This is a genomic window from Bacillus sp. FSL L8-0193, from assembly GCF_037976065.1.
GTDB classification, from domain to species: domain Bacteria; phylum Bacillota; class Bacilli; order Bacillales; family Bacillaceae; genus Bacillus; species Bacillus paralicheniformis.
Genome location: NZ_CP150261.1, coordinates 3,266,791 through 3,284,880, shown reverse-complemented (window position 1 = coordinate 3,284,880; position 18,090 = coordinate 3,266,791). Strand labels below are relative to the sequence as shown.

The window sequence follows — 18,090 nt, the reverse complement described above, 5'->3', positions numbered from 1 at the left end:
CTCTAAAGCCGGGGCTTTCCGTGTATTATAATAGTTTCTGTTTGATTTCCTTGATCTGTTTAATATGTCTTCTTTCATGATGGCCGATGAAGTCGAGCCACTGTCTGACCGTAAGCTCTTCGAAAACCGGATGCGGCAGCACCCTTTGAAAATCTTCATCATGAAAGGCGGCGATGACTGAAGTTAATTGTGTTCTGACATTGTCGAGCTCAGCTTTGAGGGTTAAAGCATCCGCCGTTTTTCTTTCAGGCTCTGCATATGGGGGCGCCTTTCGTTTGGAGCTTCTGTCTTCCGACTGATGCACCGGTTTATCTTCGATTGTTTTGACCGGTGCATGCTTGATTTGTTCCTTTAGGATTTGAAGTGCCATCAGGTCGATTTTTTTCAGGTGGTCGATCACTTCTTGAATGCTCCATTCGTCCTCCGAGGGCCTTTTATTCAGCGTTTCGTCTGACAGGCCTTGAATCTCGCTCCAAAGTTCTTTTCTCGCTTCATTAAAAATGCTCATCATATCCCCTCCTGTTTTTACTGTACCATATCGCAGGCTGGTAAAATAACCAAAAAACACTCGATTTTCGCATCGCCATCGGATATGCTTAAGAAAAATGAATAGAAGGAAGGATTTATTTGAGAACAACATTGTACCCGTATATCGCATTAGTAGTCGGGGTGCTGGCTGTGTCTTCCTCCGCCATCTTTGTCAGACTGTCAACGGCTGACGCTGGAATCATCGCTTTTTATCGTCTCTTTTTTTCCGCTTTGCTGATCTTTCCTTTTTTCTGGGGAAAAAGAAAAGAAGTCTTGAGTTTTTCGAAAAAGGACTGGCTGTTTTCAGCGGCAGCGGGGTTCTTTTTGGCATTTCATTTTATTTTATGGTTTCGTTCGCTTGAATACACCTCAGTGGCGAGCTCGGTTGTTCTTGTGACGCTGCAGCCGATTTTTTCTTTTATCGGTACATACTTTTTATTTAAAGAAAGAGTGTCGTTCGCTGGAATCATCAGTGCGCTTCTCGCGATCGGCGGAAGCGCGTACATCAGCTGGGGGGATTTCAAAGTAAGCGGCCAGGCGCTCTACGGCGACATTCTTGCACTATTGGCGTGTGCGCTTGTGACGGCATATTTGCTGTTTGGCCAGCATGTCAGAAAACGCCACAGTTTGACCGTTTACACGTTTATTGTGTATGGAATCAGCGCCATCACTTTATGCCTGTACTGTCTGTTTTCGGGCGCCGCCTTTTTTTCTTATCCTGCGTCAGATTGGGGGTATTTCTTTCTGCTTGCCGTCATTCCGACTTTGCTCGGGCACTCGCTGTTTAACTGGGTGCTGAAATGGCTGAGCACAAATATGATTTCTGTGGCGATTTTATTTGAACCTGTCGGAGCGGTTGCGCTGGCGTATTGGATTTTAGACGAATCCGTCATGATGACGCAGGTGATCGGCGGAGCGGTCATTTTTTCAGGTATTATTTTGTTCATGGCCTCGCAAAGCATGAGGAAAAACACCGTCCCGTCCGTTAAAGGGAAGACACATAAGGCGCTTTAAAGTTTGCACCTTATCCGGTCAAAATATCTTCGCTTGAATAGCGGATGTTTTCCTGTTCAGGTCTGGCCAGGGAAAACGCCAATGTGAGCGGTCCGAGTTTTCCGAGAAACATAATGAAAATAATCAGTATCTTTCCGACAGGGGTCAGGTCAGCCGTAATCCCCATTGACAGGCCGACCGTGCCGAAGGCTGATACGACTTCAAACAAAATCGCCAAAAACGGCTTAGGTTCTGTCATATTTAAAATAAAGACAGCCGCTAAAATCAACAGCACACTGATAGTCGAAATAGCGAGCGAACGAATGATCAATTGGTCTTTCAGCGTTTTTTTTGCTATCGAAATATGTTTTTTGCCTTTTAAAAAAGTGATAACCGACAGGAGAATGACAAGAAACGTCGTCAGCTTGATTCCTCCGCCGGTGGATGCGCTCCCCGCTCCGACAAACATAAGAAGGAGCAAAAGTGTGATCGTGCTTTCGTGCAGGCTTCCGATATCTGTCGTGTTAAACCCGGCTGTTCGCGGGGTCACGGCCTGAAAATAGGCGCCCCAAAGTTTTTCAGCTGGCGGAAGCATGCCGAGCGTTTTTTGATTTTGATACTCAAGCAGAAAAATAAAGATCATGGCTGACAAATTGATGATAAACGTACCGTATATCATCAATTTCGAATGAAGGCTTAACTTTTTCAAGCTCCGCTTATGCCATAGATCAGACAATACGGTAAACCCTATCCCGCCGATGATAAACAAAAAACTGATCACCAAGTTGACGAGCGGATCGCTTTTATACCGTATTAAACTGTCCGGCCAAATGGAAAATCCCGCATTGTTAAAGGCGGAAACCGCGTGGAACAGGCTGTAGTAGACGCCGCGTGCGAAACCGTATTCAGGAACCCATTTGACAGCCAGTATGACCATGGCCAGCATTTCAATTGCGAAGGAGTAAATAAACAAACTCTTGATGAGCTTAATGATCCCGCCTAAAGAAGTTTGATTGAGAGACTGTTGAATCAACAGCCGTTCTTTCAGGCCGATTTTTTTCCCGAGCATGATAAAAATGAGCACTGCAAATGACATGATGCCGAGTCCCCCGATCTGGATGAGAACGAGGATCATGAGCTGACCGAACAACGTATAATCCGTGCCTGTATCAACGACGGCTAGGCCGGTAACAGTCATCGCCGATGTCGATGTAAAAAGCGTATCAATCCAGCCTATGGGTTTAGACGTCGCTGCCGGGGTCTTCAATAAAAGAGTTCCTAATATGATGAAAAATAAAAACACCAGCACGAGCAGTTGGGACGGGCTTAATTGAATCTGTTTAAACTTCACGGTTAATCGCCCTTTTTTTCAAAGGTCTCAATATCTTTGTTTTGCCCGATCACAATCAAAATATCGTTTTCGTATATCAAGTCATCAGCGCTCGGTGCGATGATGAAATGCCCGTCTCTTTTTATGCCGACGATGTTGCAGCCGAAGTTGGCGCGTACATCGATATCCCCCAGGCTTCTTTTGTCCAGCTTTTTTGTTGCCACAATTTCGACTATGCTGTAATTTGGCGACAGCTCAACAAAATCGATCATCTTTTCCGAGGTGATATGGCTGGCTATCCGCTTGGCCATATCTTTTTCGGGATGAATGATACGATGGACGCCGATTTTATGGAGAACCTTTTGGTGATAGTCATTTTGCGCTTTCGTCCATACTTTGGGAACGCCCATTTCAATCAGCAAAAGCGAAGTCAGAATGCTTGCTTCAATGTCATCGCCGAATGATACAAAGGCGTGATCGATGTTGCGTATTCCGATTTGTTTCAATGTATTTTCATCAACGGCATTGGCGCAAATGGTGTAGGTTGCATAAGCAGAATATTCGTTTACTTTTTCTTCGGATTTGTCGATGCCTAAAACTTCAGCCCCTTTTGCGTGGAAGGCTTTGACAAGACTGCCGCCGAACTGACCGAGCCCGAAAACGGCATAAGATTTCTGCATCCGTGTTCACCCTTTTATCTGTTTTTCTTATAGTGTTTACTTTTTTAAAAGAAAAACACACAGGGATGTACAAGAATCCGGAAGTGTGCGAATCCGGAGAGCCGCCTTGAGGCGGCTTCGGTTTCAGCTGAGCGAGCCTCCGGTTTCGCGAATGTCTTTTTCGTGAAGGGCAGAGACGACGGCGGCTATCCTCAGCCCTTCGACGATCGTTTCAAGGCTGAGGCTCGGCTCGTGCTTATCGACTGTTTGTTCGGGGAGATACGGAATGTGGATGAACCCTCCGCGGATGTTTGCCGAGGTGCGGTCTATACGGTGCATTAACTGGTAAAAAAGATGGTTGCATACGAATGTTCCAGCTGAATTAGAGACGGAGGCCGGGATTCCGTTTTTTCTCAACTCTTTCACAACGAGTTTGATCGGAAGCGCGGACCAGTAAGCTGCAGGCCCGTCTGCCGCGATCGGTTCATCGATCGGTTCCCGTTTTTCATTATCCGGAATGCGGGCGTCATCGATGTTGATTGCGATGCGTTCCGGAGTAATGTGAGCCCGGCCGCCTGCTTGTCCTACACAAATGACGATATCGGGATGGTGCTTTTCGATCGCTTTTTCCAAAACGGCCGCTGAATGATGAAAAACGGTCGGGATCTGCTCCGCCACGATAGAGACGCCTTCGACTTTTTCTCCGTTCAGCCGTTTTACAGCTTCCCAAGACGGATTGACCGTTTCTCCCCCGAAGGGGTCAAAACCTGTCAGCAGTACTTTCTTTCCCATATCGATCCCTCCTGAATATGAATATAAAGTGCAAAATACCCATTCAGAAGATGTCTGAATGGGTATTTTTTTAAATATTTTATGCTCCTGATCCCCGGGATGCCAGAAGTACCTGATCTCCTTGAGAAGCCGCTTCCGGTGCATGGTTTACGAATGAAAAGCTGATAACTGCGCCTAATACAACTGCTGTTAATAATACTTTTTTCATTTTATTCTCCTCCTCTTCCAGCGAGCTTGCTCGCCTTGTCTGTTTTAATGTAAAAGTATATGGCTTCTTCATATAACTTTTCTCGCCTGTAGTAATTCGCTACATCCATCAATAATTCCTCCAAATCTACCCAGGCTTTTTCATTTTCTAACTGGTGAACATAGTCCTTGATTATTTCCAGTTTATTCTGTGTATCAGAATATAATGTATATAAAATTTTGAATTTCAATTCGAAAATTTCGCTGTTCATTTCCCGGGATTTTTTAAAGCCCACTTCGATCCATTTAAATGCTTGTTTGTGTGCGTTGGTTTTGAAAAGAGACCTTGTGTTTTCATAAACGCAAAGAAGGTAAGCATACTTGGCTTTCGTTTCAAAATCTTTGATTGCAAAAGCTTTATTGTAATACTTTAGCGCTTCCTCCTGCTTGTCTTCCTTACTCTTCAAAAAGCCCATATTATAGTAGGTACACGGTAAAAGGAATTGGTCGCCGATTTTTTCGGTTTTTTCGATCGCTTCTTTTAATAATACTTCACTTTCGGAGAACTTAAATTGGTCAATATAATTGAGCCCGATCAGCATTTTGCAGTTGATGACCCGCTTGGCATACCCGTCATACCCTTGAAAGATGCCGGAGGCAATGTTGATGTGATGAATCGACAGCCATGTCGCTTTTAAGTTGTAATACAAAACACCGATTTTATAATGAAATTCAGCTTTTTCAATTTCATTTTGAATGACGCTCAGTCTTTTTTCCGCTATTCTGAAAAAATTGAGCGCTTCTGTATGGTTTTGCTTGTAGTCCTCATAAATCCCTTTAAACAGGTAAAAATAATAATTCAGCTTGTCGTCCGTACTTTTTGGATCTTTGTCTTGAAAACTGATGGCCTCCAATTTTTCGGTGGAAGATTGGGAGATATCTTCAAGAAGGAGCCTTAAGCGAAAATCGAGCATTTGATAATAGAGTAGAACGTCATGATCTTCTTCCATTTTTTCAATTGCTTTATCTATGTCATCTTTCATTTCGATTGAGCCTGAAATGTCTCTTTTTTTCATCAGTATGTACCAGTCGTTGAGCATATTGGCGACTTCTTGTGAAGCCACGGCTTTGGCCATTCTCTTCCCTCCAATCTTTGTGAATTTTTTGTAAATTGAAGTTCTATTAATCATAGCATAAACTGCTGCCGTCTGTGAATAACGCTGAAATGCAAGTTCGCCGGTGAAAAGTTCATTTCTGAAATTAAATCGTCATTTTCCAAAAAAAGTGCGCGAAAAAAGCGAAAACCGCGCCAAGCGGAATACAGGAGATCATTGCGGTTCCGTTGACCAGCCCGTCAGCTCCGCTTATTTTCAGGGCTTCCCGGTAGCCTATTAAAAAGTGGATGATCGATAGGACGTAACATAAGAGCATCATATAGTAAGGGTTCATTTGCATACCTCCTCTATTCGCTTTACTATATTACATTCAATAGAGGGGAAGATTATGCCTGTTTAAACAGGAAAAAGAACAAAATATTATAGACGAAAAGATTTTCAATTACAATACATGTTTTTAAAAATATTTCCACTATAATCAAAATGAAAGATAAATTTAGGGGGTCATAAGAAATGAAAAAAAGGCTGATGTCACTATTGGTCTGCATCCTGGTTTTAGTGCCGGCAGCTGGTGCTTTTGCCGCGCCGAAACAGGCCGAGCTTCAAGAGTATCTTGAAGAAATAGGAATGACAGAAAAAGAATTGGAAGCTTATTTACAGGATACATATGATGAAAGTTTAAAAGATTTTGAGTCGGTGGAAGAGTTGAAAGATTTTTTAGGGGAAAGACTGACTAATCAACTTTTGGCATCCTATTTAAAAGAATACGGATTGAGCGAAAAAGAAGCGGCTGACCTTTTTGTTGAAAATGGCTATATGGAAAGCGGCCAAAACATTCTCGACGTGTTTATGTTTGAATACGAATTGGATGATGCGCTTTTCACTGTGACATATGAAGAAGACGATTTTCAGATCGGGAACCTGTTTCAAGAATTGGGTGTGGATGATCAGGAGTGGGAAAGGCTCGTGAATCATCTCCGAAAGGTGCGCGATAAAAATCCAAACCTTGAAAATGATTTGATGGCTCTTGGAGAACGTCTTGAAGCGGTAGCCGATTTCGAGTCTGTATCAGAGCTGTCAGCTCAGGATATCGCTGAAATGCTATCCATTTTAAACGATCTTCAGAAGACGCTTGAAGTGAAAACAAAATACTATCTTGTTAAAGACGGAAAGAAAAAAGAAGTGTCTTTGACAACGCTTGTCAGCGCGGAAGATCTGAAGGGAGCAAGCCTTCTGGTGGAAGTATACGATCTGCAAGGCAACTTCATTTTGGATGTATTGCTGACGCCTGACATGATCGGATCTGATTTAATTCATGATACAGGGTCAAAAGTGAAGCAAACCCAAACGGCTGTCAAACATGATTCAAAGCCATCTCATGTGAAAAAGACGGTTAAAGGTGCAAAGCTTCCAAAGACAGCCGGGCATTACGCGGAATGGTCGATCTTAGGCGCCGTTCTGATGTTTGGCGGATTCTTCATGATCAGAAGGCTTCGCAAAGCGGCTTAACATGTCACTTCCCATTCTAATTATGTAGAGAATGGGAAGTTTTTATAAGGAGTGAAAGGAAATTAAGGCACATCGAAAAAAAATCATCTGGCTCGCAGCTATTGTGATGGTTGTGTGCGGCGCTTATTTTACAACAACGAATGTGTTCAAGTTAATGCACGGCTACGCTCTTTTTTCATTTCAGCAGATGAAAGAAGAAGAAAAGCCTGAAAAACCTCCGATTCAGACGGCGAAAAAAGAAAAAACGGTGATTGATCAAACATTTAAAACCGGGGAGAAAATCGGTGATCTTGTCATTCCGAAAATCAATGCAAGGATTCCTATATATCACGGGACAGATGAAGACGAGCTGCAAAAAGGCGTGGGCCATTTCGCTGGTTCCGTTCTGCCTGGAGAAGATGACAACTCGGTTTTATCAGGCCACCGGGATACGGTTTTCCGAAAACTCGGCCGAGTGGGGAAAGGCGATCAGTTAATTGTTGAAGCTTCCTACGGAACTTTTACATACAAAGTGAAAAAGGTGCGGATCGTGGATGCGGATGACCGGACGGTGATTGTACCAAAGCCGAGAGCAACATTGACGGTTTCCACCTGCTATCCTTTTGACTTTATCGGTTCAGCACCGGAGCGGTATATATTGGTCGCGGATTTGATTAAATCATAAAAAACAGCGGAATCTCAGGCGAGTCCGCTGTTTTTTTATGCTATCTCATGTCTGATCTGTTTTCCAAGAGTTTTGGCGCGGTTAGCAGCAGTAAACAAAGGACAATTGTGCAGACAATGAAAGACGGAAGCATATATGTTCCATTATATACCAAGGAATAAATCCATACCGGAGTGCCTTCAGGCGCATAGTTTCCAAAAAAGACAGCGCCGCTGATGACATGAGCGAGAAATTTCAGTCCGCTTCCGAGAAAGACGGCCAGCGTAACATAGAAAATGATCTTTCCTTTTTGTTTCTCGACTGAAGCATTTCTGATCGATCCAGCAAAAAAGCCGCCGATTCCCGCGGCTGTAGGCGCGATAAAATAATCAAGAAGAAGCTGCAGAGGATGATAAACGTAAAATCCTCCAGTGACAAACTGAAGCAATCCGGCTAAAAACCCGGTTGCCAGCCCTGCCTTCAGCCCCCATCTAAAGGAAATCAGGAAGATCGGAATCATCATGACGGCGATTGAACCGCCTTGAGGCATTTTTAAAAACATTCCGGACACCATATCAAGTATAAGTGCTATTCCTGTCATAAACGCAATTTCAATCAGCTGTACAAGTTGTTTAGATTGATTCATCATAACCCTCACTTTTGATGAACAAAGGGATACTGGACTTCTTTCCCAATAAAAAAAGCAATGCGGGGAAGGAGTAGGAAAGTTTTCCACGCACTGCTTTGGATGCAATTAGAAATGACTTTGCCACATCCCTACGCCAGCGTTAACTAACAGGTTCAAAGGGTCAGAACGGTCGTTCACTCTCAGCCTCGAGGCTCCCCTTGTGGTCATCAAGTTATTTAGTTATATTCTACTATACTAAAAAAAGAAACGGACGACAAGCTGATTTTTCGAAAAATTTTGCTTAATTTCTCCAATATGTAGCAATGCAAACATCTTTTCCTTTATAATAGAACGTATTCGTACGTACAAGATCAGTAAAGGGTTGATCTGATGAGTGAACCTACAAAATACAGCATGGTGAAAAATAAAATTAAATCGTGGATATATGAAGGCAAAGTGAAGCCGGGGGAAAAAATTCATTCGGAAAATGAATTGATGAAAATATTTGATGTAAGCAGGCACACGATCCGGCAAGCGATTGGCGACCTTGTTCATGAAGGGCTTTTATACAGAGAGCAGGGCTCAGGGACGTATTGCTCTCACCGTCTTCAGCTTTCTGAAAAAGGAAGGGAAAGAAATAAGATGATCGGGGTTATTACGACTTACCTTTCGGATTACATTTTTCCTTCTATTATAAGAGGAATCGAATCGTCACTGTCCAGCGAAGGATACACCCTTGTCGTCGCGAGCACCAATAATGACATTGAAAAAGAAAAACAATGCCTTGTGAATATGCTCGATAAAAAAATTGCTGGGTTGATCGTGGAGCCGACGAAAACAGGAAGCTTTAACCCGAATTTAAGTTACTATCTGACGCTTGAACAACATCATATTCCGTATTTGATGATCAACCAATTTTATCAGGAGCTAAATCCGCCCCATTTCATTTTGGATGATGAACACGGTGGCTTTATCGCCACTGAGCATTTGATTAAACTCGGCCATGAAAAAGTGTTCGGTTTCTTTAAACAGGACGATATGCAGGGCGCCAACCGGATGAAAGGATTTATCCGTGCTTTCAGAGAAAACGGCTTGTCGTTTTACCCTGAAATGGTCGTGACGTACACAACAGAGAACAAAAAACAAAAAACGATAGCTGAAGCCAGGAAGCGGCTTTCTTCATCAGACCGTCCGACTGCCATATTCTGCTATAATGACGAGATAGCGCTTTTGGTGTTGGATGTCGTGAGGGAATTCGGTTTGAAAGTGCCGGCAGACATTTCGATTGTCGGATATGACAACTCACATTTGAGCGAGGCATCTGAAGTGAAGCTGACGTCAGTCACTCATCCGAAAATGCAGATGGGGATTGAGGCGGCAAAATGGATGATTGCCAAAGTTGAGGGACGCAACACGAATCAGCTTGAACATTCCACCGTCTACAAACCTGAACTGGTTGTCAGACATTCGACCGCCAAGCTGAAAAGGTAGGCTGCACAATCTTTATCCGCCAACCAGCGTGAATGAAAATGAGAAGAATATATATTCTGTTACAAAGCTCCGGAATGAGGAGCTTTTTATTCAAGTAAAAGCTGATAACGGAGAGTTTAATGTCATCCTCGAAGCTTTGGACCATGTGCAGCTTTAGCAAATCAATTTTTAAAGACCGCTGTATACTTTTATATAGAAGAAAGCAGTAAGAAGAAATAAATGCTGTCAACTGCCTGAGGTCGAGATGATCAGGAATCATCTGAGTCCAAATCATTTGATTATTATTTTTTTAAAAAAGCTATTGTGCAAAACGAAAATAGATGTTATATTAATATCCGCACCTAAAAAGGAGGCTTTATAAAAACAACTTCGAAAATCTTTTAAAAAAAGTTGTTGACATTCACGGTGATAGAATGTTATATTAGTAAAGTCGCTTCTTCGAGAGGCGGAAATGATCTTTGAAAACTAAACAAGACAAAACGTACCTGTTAATTCATTAAATAAATCGTACATGCGAATGTGCGTAGTCAGGGGCCTGCACGATGCAGGTCATGCAGATGTTGTCACAGGATGTGACGAACTTAATCTGCGCTCCATTATTTCATGGAGAGTTTGATCCTGGCTCAGGACGAACGCTGGCGGCGTGCCTAATACATGCAAGTCGAGCGGACAGATGGGAGCTTGCTCCCTGATGTTAGCGGCGGACGGGTGAGTAACACGTGGGTAACCTGCCTGTAAGACTGGGATAACTCCGGGAAACCGGGGCTAATACCGGATGCTTGATTGAACCGCATGGTTCAATTATAAAAGGTGGCTTTTAGCTACCACTTACAGATGGACCCGCGGCGCATTAGCTAGTTGGTGAGGTAACGGCTCACCAAGGCAACGATGCGTAGCCGACCTGAGAGGGTGATCGGCCACACTGGGACTGAGACACGGCCCAGACTCCTACGGGAGGCAGCAGTAGGGAATCTTCCGCAATGGACGAAAGTCTGACGGAGCAACGCCGCGTGAGTGATGAAGGTTTTCGGATCGTAAAACTCTGTTGTTAGGGAAGAACAAGTACCGTTCGAATAGGGCGGTACCTTGACGGTACCTAACCAGAAAGCCACGGCTAACTACGTGCCAGCAGCCGCGGTAATACGTAGGTGGCAAGCGTTGTCCGGAATTATTGGGCGTAAAGCGCGCGCAGGCGGTTTCTTAAGTCTGATGTGAAAGCCCCCGGCTCAACCGGGGAGGGTCATTGGAAACTGGGGAACTTGAGTGCAGAAGAGGAGAGTGGAATTCCACGTGTAGCGGTGAAATGCGTAGAGATGTGGAGGAACACCAGTGGCGAAGGCGACTCTCTGGTCTGTAACTGACGCTGAGGCGCGAAAGCGTGGGGAGCGAACAGGATTAGATACCCTGGTAGTCCACGCCGTAAACGATGAGTGCTAAGTGTTAGAGGGTTTCCGCCCTTTAGTGCTGCAGCAAACGCATTAAGCACTCCGCCTGGGGAGTACGGTCGCAAGACTGAAACTCAAAGGAATTGACGGGGGCCCGCACAAGCGGTGGAGCATGTGGTTTAATTCGAAGCAACGCGAAGAACCTTACCAGGTCTTGACATCCTCTGACAACCCTAGAGATAGGGCTTCCCCTTCGGGGGCAGAGTGACAGGTGGTGCATGGTTGTCGTCAGCTCGTGTCGTGAGATGTTGGGTTAAGTCCCGCAACGAGCGCAACCCTTGATCTTAGTTGCCAGCATTCAGTTGGGCACTCTAAGGTGACTGCCGGTGACAAACCGGAGGAAGGTGGGGATGACGTCAAATCATCATGCCCCTTATGACCTGGGCTACACACGTGCTACAATGGGCAGAACAAAGGGCAGCGAAGCCGCGAGGCTAAGCCAATCCCACAAATCTGTTCTCAGTTCGGATCGCAGTCTGCAACTCGACTGCGTGAAGCTGGAATCGCTAGTAATCGCGGATCAGCATGCCGCGGTGAATACGTTCCCGGGCCTTGTACACACCGCCCGTCACACCACGAGAGTTTGTAACACCCGAAGTCGGTGAGGTAACCTTTTGGAGCCAGCCGCCGAAGGTGGGACAGATGATTGGGGTGAAGTCGTAACAAGGTAGCCGTATCGGAAGGTGCGGCTGGATCACCTCCTTTCTAAGGATATTATACGGAATATAAGACCTTGCGGTCTTATAGACAGGTGCGTTTAGATCTTGTTTAGTTTTGAAGGATCATTCCTTCAGACATAGGAGCACCTGCTAAATGCGCCACATCCTGTGGCAACGCATGTGTTAGCACATCCTATGCGTTGTTCTTTGAAAACTAGATAACAGTAGACATCACATTCAATTCGTAATGCAAGATATCACGTAGTGATTCTTTTTAACGGTTAAGTTAGAAAGGGCGCACGGTGGATGCCTTGGCACTAGGAGCCGATGAAGGACGGGACGAACACCGATATGCTTCGGGGAGCTGTAAGCAAGCTTTGATCCGGAGATTTCCGAATGGGGAAACCCACTGCTCGTAATGGAGCAGTATCCATATCTGAATTCATAGGATATGAGAAGGCAGACCCGGGGAACTGAAACATCTAAGTACCCGGAGGAAGAGAAAGCAAATGCGATTCCCTGAGTAGCGGCGAGCGAAACGGGAACAGCCCAAACCAAGAGGCTTGCCTCTTGGGGTTGTAGGACACTCTGCACGGAGTTACAAAGGAACGAGGTAGATGAAGAGGTCTGGAAAGGCCCGCCATAGGAGGTAACAGCCCTGTAGTCAAAACTTCGTTCTCTCCTGAGTGGATCCTGAGTACGGCGGAACACGTGAAATTCCGTCGGAATCCGGGAGGACCATCTCCCAAGGCTAAATACTCCCTAGTGACCGATAGTGAACCAGTACCGTGAGGGAAAGGTGAAAAGCACCCCGGAAGGGGAGTGAAAGAGATCCTGAAACCGTGTGCCTACAAGTAGTCAGAGCCCGTTAACGGGTGATGGCGTGCCTTTTGTAGAATGAACCGGCGAGTTACGATCCCGTGCAAGGTTAAGTTTGAAAAGACGGAGCCGCAGCGAAAGCGAGTCTGAATAGGGCGCATGAGTACGTGGTCGTAGACCCGAAACCAGGTGATCTACCCATGTCCAGGGTGAAGTTCAGGTAACACTGAATGGAGGCCCGAACCCACGCACGTTGAAAAGTGCGGGGATGAGGTGTGGGTAGGGGTGAAATGCCAATCGAACCTGGAGATAGCTGGTTCTCTCCGAAATAGCTTTAGGGCTAGCCTCAAGGTAAGAGTCTTGGAGGTAGAGCACTGATTGGACTAGGGGCCCCTACCGGGTTACCGAATTCAGTCAAACTCCGAATGCCAAAGACTTATCCTTGGGAGTCAGACTGCGAGTGATAAGATCCGTAGTCGAAAGGGAAACAGCCCAGACCGCCAGCTAAGGTCCCAAAGTATACGTTAAGTGGAAAAGGATGTGGAGTTGCTTAGACAACCAGGATGTTGGCTTAGAAGCAGCCACCATTTAAAGAGTGCGTAATAGCTCACTGGTCGAGTGACTCTGCGCCGAAAATGTACCGGGGCTAAACGTATCACCGAAGCTGCGGACTGTTCTTACGAACAGTGGTAGGAGAGCGTTCTAAGGGCTGTGAAGCGAGACCGGAAGGACTCGTGGAGCGCTTAGAAGTGAGAATGCCGGTATGAGTAGCGAAAGAGGGGTGAGAATCCCCTCCACCGAATGCCTAAGGTTTCCTGAGGAAGGCTCGTCCGCTCAGGGTTAGTCGGGACCTAAGCCGAGGCCGAAAGGCGTAGGCGATGGACAACAGGTTGATATTCCTGTACCACCTCCTCACCATTTGAGCAATGGGGGGACGCAGGAGGATAGGGTAAGCGCGGTATTGGATATCCGCGTCCAAGCAGTTAGGCTGGGAAATAGGCAAATCCGTTTCCCATAAGGCTGAGCTGTGATGGCGAGCGAAATATAGTAGCGAAGTTCCTGATTCCACACTGCCAAGAAAAGCCTCTAGCGAGGTGAGAGGTGCCCGTACCGCAAACCGACACAGGTAGGCGAGGAGAGAATCCTAAGGTGATCGAGAGAACTCTCGTTAAGGAACTCGGCAAAATGACCCCGTAACTTCGGGAGAAGGGGTGCTCTGTTAGGGTGCAAGCCCGAGAGAGCCGCAGTGAATAGGCCCAGGCGACTGTTTAGCAAAAACACAGGTCTCTGCGAAGCCGTAAGGCGAAGTATAGGGGCTGACGCCTGCCCGGTGCTGGAAGGTTAAGAGGAGCGCTTAGCGTAAGCGAAGGTGCGAATTGAAGCCCCAGTAAACGGCGGCCGTAACTATAACGGTCCTAAGGTAGCGAAATTCCTTGTCGGGTAAGTTCCGACCCGCACGAAAGGCGCAACGATCTGGGCACTGTCTCAACGAGAGACTCGGTGAAATTATAGTACCTGTGAAGATGCAGGTTACCCGCGACAGGACGGAAAGACCCCGTGGAGCTTTACTGCAGCCTGATATTGAATGTTGGTACAGCTTGTACAGGATAGGTAGGAGCCTTGGAAACCGGAGCGCCAGCTTCGGTGGAGGCATCGGTGGGATACTACCCTGGCTGTATTGACCTTCTAACCCGCCGCCCTTATCGGGCGGGGAGACAGTGTCAGGTGGGCAGTTTGACTGGGGCGGTCGCCTCCTAAAAGGTAACGGAGGCGCCCAAAGGTTCCCTCAGAATGGTTGGAAATCATTCGCAGAGTGTAAAGGCACAAGGGAGCTTGACTGCGAGACCTACAAGTCGAGCAGGGACGAAAGTCGGGCTTAGTGATCCGGTGGTTCCGCATGGAAGGGCCATCGCTCAACGGATAAAAGCTACCCCGGGGATAACAGGCTTATCTCCCCCAAGAGTCCACATCGACGGGGAGGTTTGGCACCTCGATGTCGGCTCATCGCATCCTGGGGCTGTAGTCGGTCCCAAGGGTTGGGCTGTTCGCCCATTAAAGCGGTACGCGAGCTGGGTTCAGAACGTCGTGAGACAGTTCGGTCCCTATCCGTCGCGGGCGCAGGAAATTTGAGAGGAGCTGTCCTTAGTACGAGAGGACCGGGATGGACGCACCGCTGGTGTACCAGTTGTTCTGCCAAGGGCATCGCTGGGTAGCTATGTGCGGACGGGATAAGTGCTGAAAGCATCTAAGCATGAAGCCCCCCTCAAGATGAGATTTCCCATTCCGCAAGGAAGTAAGATCCCTGAAAGATGATCAGGTTGATAGGTCTGAGGTGGAAGTGTGGCGACACATGGAGCTGACAGATACTAATCGATCGAGGACTTAACCTAAATGTTTGTGAATCGTCTGACCGTTATCTAGTTTTGAGAGAATGCCTCTCAAAAGCCAAAGGCAAGGAAACTCGGCTAAAGGCCCTCACATCCTGTGAGGAACGCCCAGTACCTTCATCCTGAAGGCAATAGTTTGGTGGCGATAGCGAAGAGGTCACACCCGTTCCCATGCCGAACACGGAAGTTAAGCTCTTCAGCGCCGATGGTAGTTGGGGGCTTCCCCCTGTGAGAGTAGGACGCCGCCAAGCACTTAAAAAGACCAGCTGATATCAGCTGGTCTTTTTTGTTGACGTTCAATCATTGATATAGCGCTTTTAACCCTTCAGTGATCCGCGAAACTTCGAAACAATAGGCTTGCTTTCACCTCTTCAGGCTCGCGATCTGGCGGTTCAGTGCGAATTCCATAGGGAAATATGGAGTCAATCAACACATCGGCATGTATAAGATCAGTGATGTAAGGCAGTGAAACTCATGCAAATAGAGGAGCAAAAGATGGATGTTCCGGAAAAGGGATTTTGAGGTATTGAACAGTTTTAAAATTGACAAATGAAGGCATATATTTTGAGCCGTACAACACTCATTTTCAAAACACGCCGCTTGGTATTAAGAGTTGGGATAGAGAGAGTCGAGAAGCCAAATACATTGCTTATCGCTCGAAAAGGACTTAAAATTGTTTTGAAAAAATCAATTCGAATACAAATTTGCTATGGGGAAAAGACAGGAATTCACGGAGCGTCTGAAGAACCTATTATAAGCAGTACATAGGGATAAATGTTGCTCTGAAGCTTTTGATGCAATATACGGATTAAGCGGAACGATGTGTGCACATTCGTCTTGTTATGATAGAATAAACTGAAAATAAAATTTTTTTAATATAGCCTTTACAAATGGGTGTATTCCCGTATATAATAGTCCTTGTCAGATCGAGAGTTACTCCAACAACTGACGAGGAGGATTAGCTCAGCTGGGAGAGCATCTGCCTTACAAGCAGAGGGTCGGCGGTTCGATCCCGTCATCCTCCACCATTCATTTTGGAATGGGCCGGTGTAGCTCAATTGGTAGAGCAACTGAATCGTAATCAGTAGGTTGGGGGTTCAAGTCCTCTTGCCGGCACCACGATTTTATGATACAATATAAAAGTTGCTGAAAAAAGACAGATAGCTTTCGAAAAAGTCTTCAGTTTTCATTGCAGTATTGGAGCCATTAGCTCAGTTGGTAGAGCATCTGACTTTTAATCAGAGGGTCGAAGGTTCGAGTCCTTCATGGCTCACCATTTTCATGCGGATGTGGCGGAATTGGCAGACGCGCTAGAATCAGGCTCTAGTGTCTTTTAAAGACGTGGGGGTTCAAGTCCCTTCATCCGCATTGCCAATCTATTTTGCGGAAGTAGTTCAGTGGTAGAACACCACCTTGCCAAGGTGGGGGTCGCGGGTTCGAATCCCGTCTTCCGCTTGATCATCTATGCGCCCGTAGCTCAATTGGATAGAGCGTTTGACTACGGATCAAAAGGTTAGGGGTTCGACTCCTCTCGGGCGCGCCATTATATAACGGGAAGTAGCTCAGCTTGGTAGAGCACATGGTTTGGGACCATGGGGTCGCAGGTTCGAATCCTGTCTTCCCGACCATTATTTGGGGCCTTAGCTCAGCTGGGAGAGCGCCTGCTTTGCACGCAGGAGGTCAGCGGTTCGATCCCGCTAGGCTCCACTTTGTTATCTTTAATATTCACCATGGCGGTGTAGCTCAGCTGGCTAGAGCGTACGGTTCATACCCGTGAGGTCGGGGGTTCGATTCCCTCCGCCGCTATTAAAGGACCTTTAGCTCAGTTGGTTAGAGCAGACGGCTCATAACCGTCCGGTCGTAGGTTCGAGTCCTACAAGGTCCACCATTGTTACGGAGGAATACCCAAGTCTGGCTGAAGGGATCGGTCTTGAAAACCGACAGGGGTGTCAAAGCCCGCGGGGGTTCGAATCCCTCTTCCTCCGCCATATATCTATTATTGTTTTGATCATCGCGGGGTGGAGCAGTTCGGTAGCTCGTCGGGCTCATAACCCGAAGGTCGCAGGTTCAAATCCTGCCCCCGCAACCAAATTTAAATTCATTGCCAAAATGGTCCGGTAGTTCAGTTGGTTAGAATGCCTGCCTGTCACGCAGGAGGTCGCGGGTTCGAGTCCCGTCCGGACCGCCATTTAATAAAGGCTCGGTAGCTCAGTTGGTAGAGCAACGGACTGAAAATCCGTGTGTCGGCGGTTCGATTCCGTCCCGAGCCACCATTTTACAATTTTATATATTGCGGCGGTTGTGGCGAAGTGGTTAACGCACCAGATTGTGGCTCTGGCATTCGTGGGTTCGATTCCCATCAACCGCCCCATGCGAAATGCGGGTGTAGTTTAGTGGTAAAACCTCAGCCTTCCAAGCTGATGTCGTGGGTTCGATTCCCATCACCCGCTCCATTTGCATATCATGGGCCTGTAGCTCAGCTGGTTAGAGCGCACGCCTGATAAGCGTGAGGTCGATGGTTCGAGTCCATTCAGGCCCACCATGATATTCCGCAGTAGCTCAGTGGTAGAGCTATCGGCTGTTAACCGATCGGTCGCAGGTTCGAATCCTGCCTGCGGAGCCATGGAGAAGTACTCAAGTGGCTGAAGAGGCGCCCCTGCTAAGGGTGTAGGTCGCGTAAGCGGCGCGAGGGTTCAAATCCCTCCTTCTCCGCCATTTTTTTAATAAGGCCCGTTGGTCAAGTGGTTAAGACACCGCCCTTTCACGGCGGTAACACGGGTTCGAATCCCGTACGGGTCATCATGTTAAACTCTGCATCATTATGATGCGGAGTTTTTTTATGCCTGTATGACTTCAGTCAATGTTCAAAAAGGATATTGTTGAACTTTGTCAATAAAAAGAAGCGC

General features: G+C 46.6%; 12 protein-coding genes, 20 tRNA genes, 3 rRNA genes and 1 riboswitch. Of the genes, 27 read left to right on the top strand and 8 right to left on the bottom strand.

What is annotated here, in order from left to right; all coding sequences use genetic code 11:
- Positions 1-25 precede the first annotated feature (25 nt).
- Positions 26-511 (bottom strand): DinB family protein, encoded by a 486-nt coding sequence (locus MHH76_RS16510; protein WP_033155020.1) that lies wholly within the window; start codon positions 509-511, stop codon positions 26-28.
- Between the two features lie 116 nt (positions 512-627).
- Between MHH76_RS16510 and MHH76_RS16505 the strand changes: the two genes are divergently transcribed.
- Entirely contained in the window at positions 628-1,542 is a 915-nt protein-coding gene (locus MHH76_RS16505) for a DMT family transporter (RefSeq protein WP_020452711.1), read from the top strand.
- A gap of 10 nt (positions 1,543-1,552) precedes the next feature.
- Here MHH76_RS16505 and MHH76_RS16500 read toward each other — a convergent pair whose 3' ends face one another.
- From MHH76_RS16500 to MHH76_RS16475, 6 genes are all read right to left on the bottom strand, one after another.
- Positions 1,553-2,872, bottom strand: a complete 1,320-nt coding sequence (locus MHH76_RS16500) for a TrkH family potassium uptake protein (protein ID WP_026580030.1) — start codon at positions 2,870-2,872, stop codon at positions 1,553-1,555.
- A 2-nt stretch (positions 2,873-2,874) separates the two neighbouring features.
- On the bottom strand, positions 2,875-3,531 hold the full coding sequence (locus tag MHH76_RS16495) for a TrkA family potassium uptake protein (protein ID WP_020452710.1): 657 nt from the start codon (positions 3,529-3,531) through the stop codon (positions 2,875-2,877).
- Between the two features lie 123 nt (positions 3,532-3,654).
- Positions 3,655-4,302: a pyroglutamyl-peptidase I gene (gene pcp / locus MHH76_RS16490; RefSeq protein ID WP_023856007.1), complete on the bottom strand. Its 648-nt coding sequence runs from the start codon at positions 4,300-4,302 to the stop codon at positions 3,655-3,657.
- Between the two features lie 79 nt (positions 4,303-4,381).
- The gene (locus MHH76_RS16485; RefSeq protein ID WP_023856006.1) at positions 4,382-4,510 is read right to left on the bottom strand and encodes a hypothetical protein; all 129 of its coding nucleotides are present in this window, start codon (positions 4,508-4,510) and stop codon (positions 4,382-4,384) included.
- Between the two features lies 1 nt (position 4,511).
- Positions 4,512-5,624 carry a transcriptional regulator gene (locus MHH76_RS16480; protein ID WP_020452708.1) on the bottom strand — a complete coding sequence of 371 codons (1,113 nt, stop codon included), beginning with the start codon at positions 5,622-5,624 and terminating at the stop codon, positions 4,512-4,514.
- Positions 5,625-5,748: 124 nt separating this feature from the next.
- The gene (locus MHH76_RS16475) at positions 5,749-5,937 is read right to left on the bottom strand and encodes a hypothetical protein (RefSeq protein WP_003184678.1); all 189 of its coding nucleotides are present in this window, start codon (positions 5,935-5,937) and stop codon (positions 5,749-5,751) included.
- A 179-nt stretch (positions 5,938-6,116) separates the two neighbouring features.
- Here MHH76_RS16475 and MHH76_RS16470 point away from each other — a divergent pair, with 179 nt between their 5' ends.
- A complete protein-coding gene (locus MHH76_RS16470) occupies positions 6,117-7,112 on the top strand; it encodes a processed acidic surface protein (protein ID WP_020452707.1) in 996 nt (331 codons plus the stop codon).
- Between the two features lie 106 nt (positions 7,113-7,218).
- A complete protein-coding gene (locus MHH76_RS16465) occupies positions 7,219-7,776 on the top strand; it encodes a class D sortase (RefSeq protein WP_023856005.1) in 558 nt (185 codons plus the stop codon).
- Between the two features lie 40 nt (positions 7,777-7,816).
- On the opposite strand, the gene thiT is transcribed toward MHH76_RS16465, so the two are convergent.
- Positions 7,817-8,401, bottom strand: a complete 585-nt coding sequence (gene thiT, locus MHH76_RS16460) for an energy-coupled thiamine transporter ThiT (protein ID WP_020452705.1) — start codon at positions 8,399-8,401, stop codon at positions 7,817-7,819.
- Between the two features lie 111 nt (positions 8,402-8,512).
- Positions 8,513-8,612: riboswitch (TPP riboswitch) on the bottom strand.
- Positions 8,613-8,773: 161 nt separating this feature from the next.
- Between thiT and MHH76_RS16455 the strand changes: the two genes are divergently transcribed.
- The 24 genes from MHH76_RS16455 (at position 8,774) to MHH76_RS16340 (ending at position 17,983) form a co-directional block, all read left to right on the top strand.
- Positions 8,774-9,874, top strand: a complete 1,101-nt coding sequence (locus MHH76_RS16455; RefSeq protein WP_043054445.1) for a GntR family transcriptional regulator — start codon at positions 8,774-8,776, stop codon at positions 9,872-9,874.
- Between the two features lie 600 nt (positions 9,875-10,474).
- Positions 10,475-12,024 (top strand): 16S ribosomal RNA (locus MHH76_RS16450).
- A gap of 233 nt (positions 12,025-12,257) precedes the next feature.
- A 23S ribosomal RNA gene (locus MHH76_RS16445) occupies positions 12,258-15,187 on the top strand.
- 132 nt (positions 15,188-15,319) lie between these two features.
- Positions 15,320-15,435: ribosomal RNA gene (rrf, locus tag MHH76_RS16440) — 5S ribosomal RNA — on the top strand.
- Together the 16S, 23S and 5S rRNA genes form the textbook arrangement of a ribosomal RNA operon.
- Before the next feature lie 701 nt (positions 15,436-16,136).
- Positions 16,137-16,212: transfer RNA gene (locus tag MHH76_RS16435), tRNA-Val, on the top strand.
- A 15-nt stretch (positions 16,213-16,227) separates the two neighbouring features.
- A tRNA-Thr gene (locus MHH76_RS16430) sits at positions 16,228-16,303 on the top strand.
- Positions 16,304-16,384: 81 nt separating this feature from the next.
- Positions 16,385-16,460 (top strand) — tRNA-Lys (locus MHH76_RS16425).
- A gap of 7 nt (positions 16,461-16,467) precedes the next feature.
- A tRNA-Leu gene (locus tag MHH76_RS16420) sits at positions 16,468-16,552 on the top strand.
- Between the two features lie 15 nt (positions 16,553-16,567).
- Positions 16,568-16,639, top strand: a tRNA-Gly gene (locus MHH76_RS16415).
- An 11-nt stretch (positions 16,640-16,650) separates the two neighbouring features.
- Positions 16,651-16,727 (top strand) — tRNA-Arg (locus tag MHH76_RS16410).
- Positions 16,728-16,735: 8 nt separating this feature from the next.
- Positions 16,736-16,812: transfer RNA gene (locus MHH76_RS16405), tRNA-Pro, on the top strand.
- Between the two features lie 6 nt (positions 16,813-16,818).
- Positions 16,819-16,891, top strand: a tRNA-Ala gene (locus MHH76_RS16400).
- 25 nt (positions 16,892-16,916) lie between these two features.
- Positions 16,917-16,990 (top strand) — tRNA-Met (locus MHH76_RS16395).
- Positions 16,991-16,995: 5 nt separating this feature from the next.
- Positions 16,996-17,072, top strand: a tRNA-Ile gene (locus MHH76_RS16390).
- 7 nt (positions 17,073-17,079) lie between these two features.
- Positions 17,080-17,172, top strand: a tRNA-Ser gene (locus MHH76_RS16385).
- Positions 17,173-17,196: 24 nt separating this feature from the next.
- Positions 17,197-17,273 (top strand) — tRNA-Met (locus tag MHH76_RS16380).
- A 22-nt stretch (positions 17,274-17,295) separates the two neighbouring features.
- Positions 17,296-17,372 (top strand) — tRNA-Asp (locus MHH76_RS16375).
- Between the two features lie 9 nt (positions 17,373-17,381).
- Positions 17,382-17,457 (top strand) — tRNA-Phe (locus MHH76_RS16370).
- Positions 17,458-17,479: 22 nt separating this feature from the next.
- Positions 17,480-17,555, top strand: a tRNA-His gene (locus MHH76_RS16365).
- Positions 17,556-17,563: 8 nt separating this feature from the next.
- A tRNA-Gly gene (locus MHH76_RS16360) sits at positions 17,564-17,637 on the top strand.
- A 12-nt stretch (positions 17,638-17,649) separates the two neighbouring features.
- Positions 17,650-17,726: transfer RNA gene (locus MHH76_RS16355), tRNA-Ile, on the top strand.
- 6 nt (positions 17,727-17,732) lie between these two features.
- A tRNA-Asn gene (locus MHH76_RS16350) sits at positions 17,733-17,807 on the top strand.
- Between the two features lies 1 nt (position 17,808).
- A tRNA-Ser gene (locus MHH76_RS16345) sits at positions 17,809-17,899 on the top strand.
- A gap of 12 nt (positions 17,900-17,911) precedes the next feature.
- Positions 17,912-17,983, top strand: a tRNA-Glu gene (locus tag MHH76_RS16340).
- The last annotated feature ends 107 nt before the right edge of the window (positions 17,984-18,090 follow it).

Bases quoted from the DNA above. Each gene is read 5' to 3' on its own strand.
- MHH76_RS16485 (WP_023856006.1), bottom strand. From the start codon at position 4,510: ATGAAAAAAGTATTATTAACAGCAGTTGTATTAGGCGCAGTTATCAGC.
- MHH76_RS16475 (WP_003184678.1), bottom strand. From the start codon at position 5,937: ATGAACCCTTACTATATGATGCTCTTATGTTACGTCCTATCGATCATC.
- MHH76_RS16480 (WP_020452708.1), bottom strand. From the start codon at position 5,624: ATGGCCAAAGCCGTGGCTTCACAAGAAGTCGCCAATATGCTCAACGAC.
- MHH76_RS16470 (WP_020452707.1), top strand. From the start codon at position 6,117: ATGAAAAAAAGGCTGATGTCACTATTGGTCTGCATCCTGGTTTTAGTG.
- pcp (WP_023856007.1), bottom strand. From the start codon at position 4,302: ATGGGAAAGAAAGTACTGCTGACAGGTTTTGACCCCTTCGGGGGAGAA.
- MHH76_RS16495 (WP_020452710.1), bottom strand. From the start codon at position 3,531: ATGCAGAAATCTTATGCCGTTTTCGGGCTCGGTCAGTTCGGCGGCAGT.
- MHH76_RS16510 (WP_033155020.1), bottom strand. From the start codon at position 511: ATGATGAGCATTTTTAATGAAGCGAGAAAAGAACTTTGGAGCGAGATT.
- thiT (WP_020452705.1), bottom strand. From the start codon at position 8,401: ATGAATCAATCTAAACAACTTGTACAGCTGATTGAAATTGCGTTTATG.
- MHH76_RS16455 (WP_043054445.1), top strand. From the start codon at position 8,774: ATGAGTGAACCTACAAAATACAGCATGGTGAAAAATAAAATTAAATCG.
- MHH76_RS16465 (WP_023856005.1), top strand. From the start codon at position 7,219: ATGGTTGTGTGCGGCGCTTATTTTACAACAACGAATGTGTTCAAGTTA.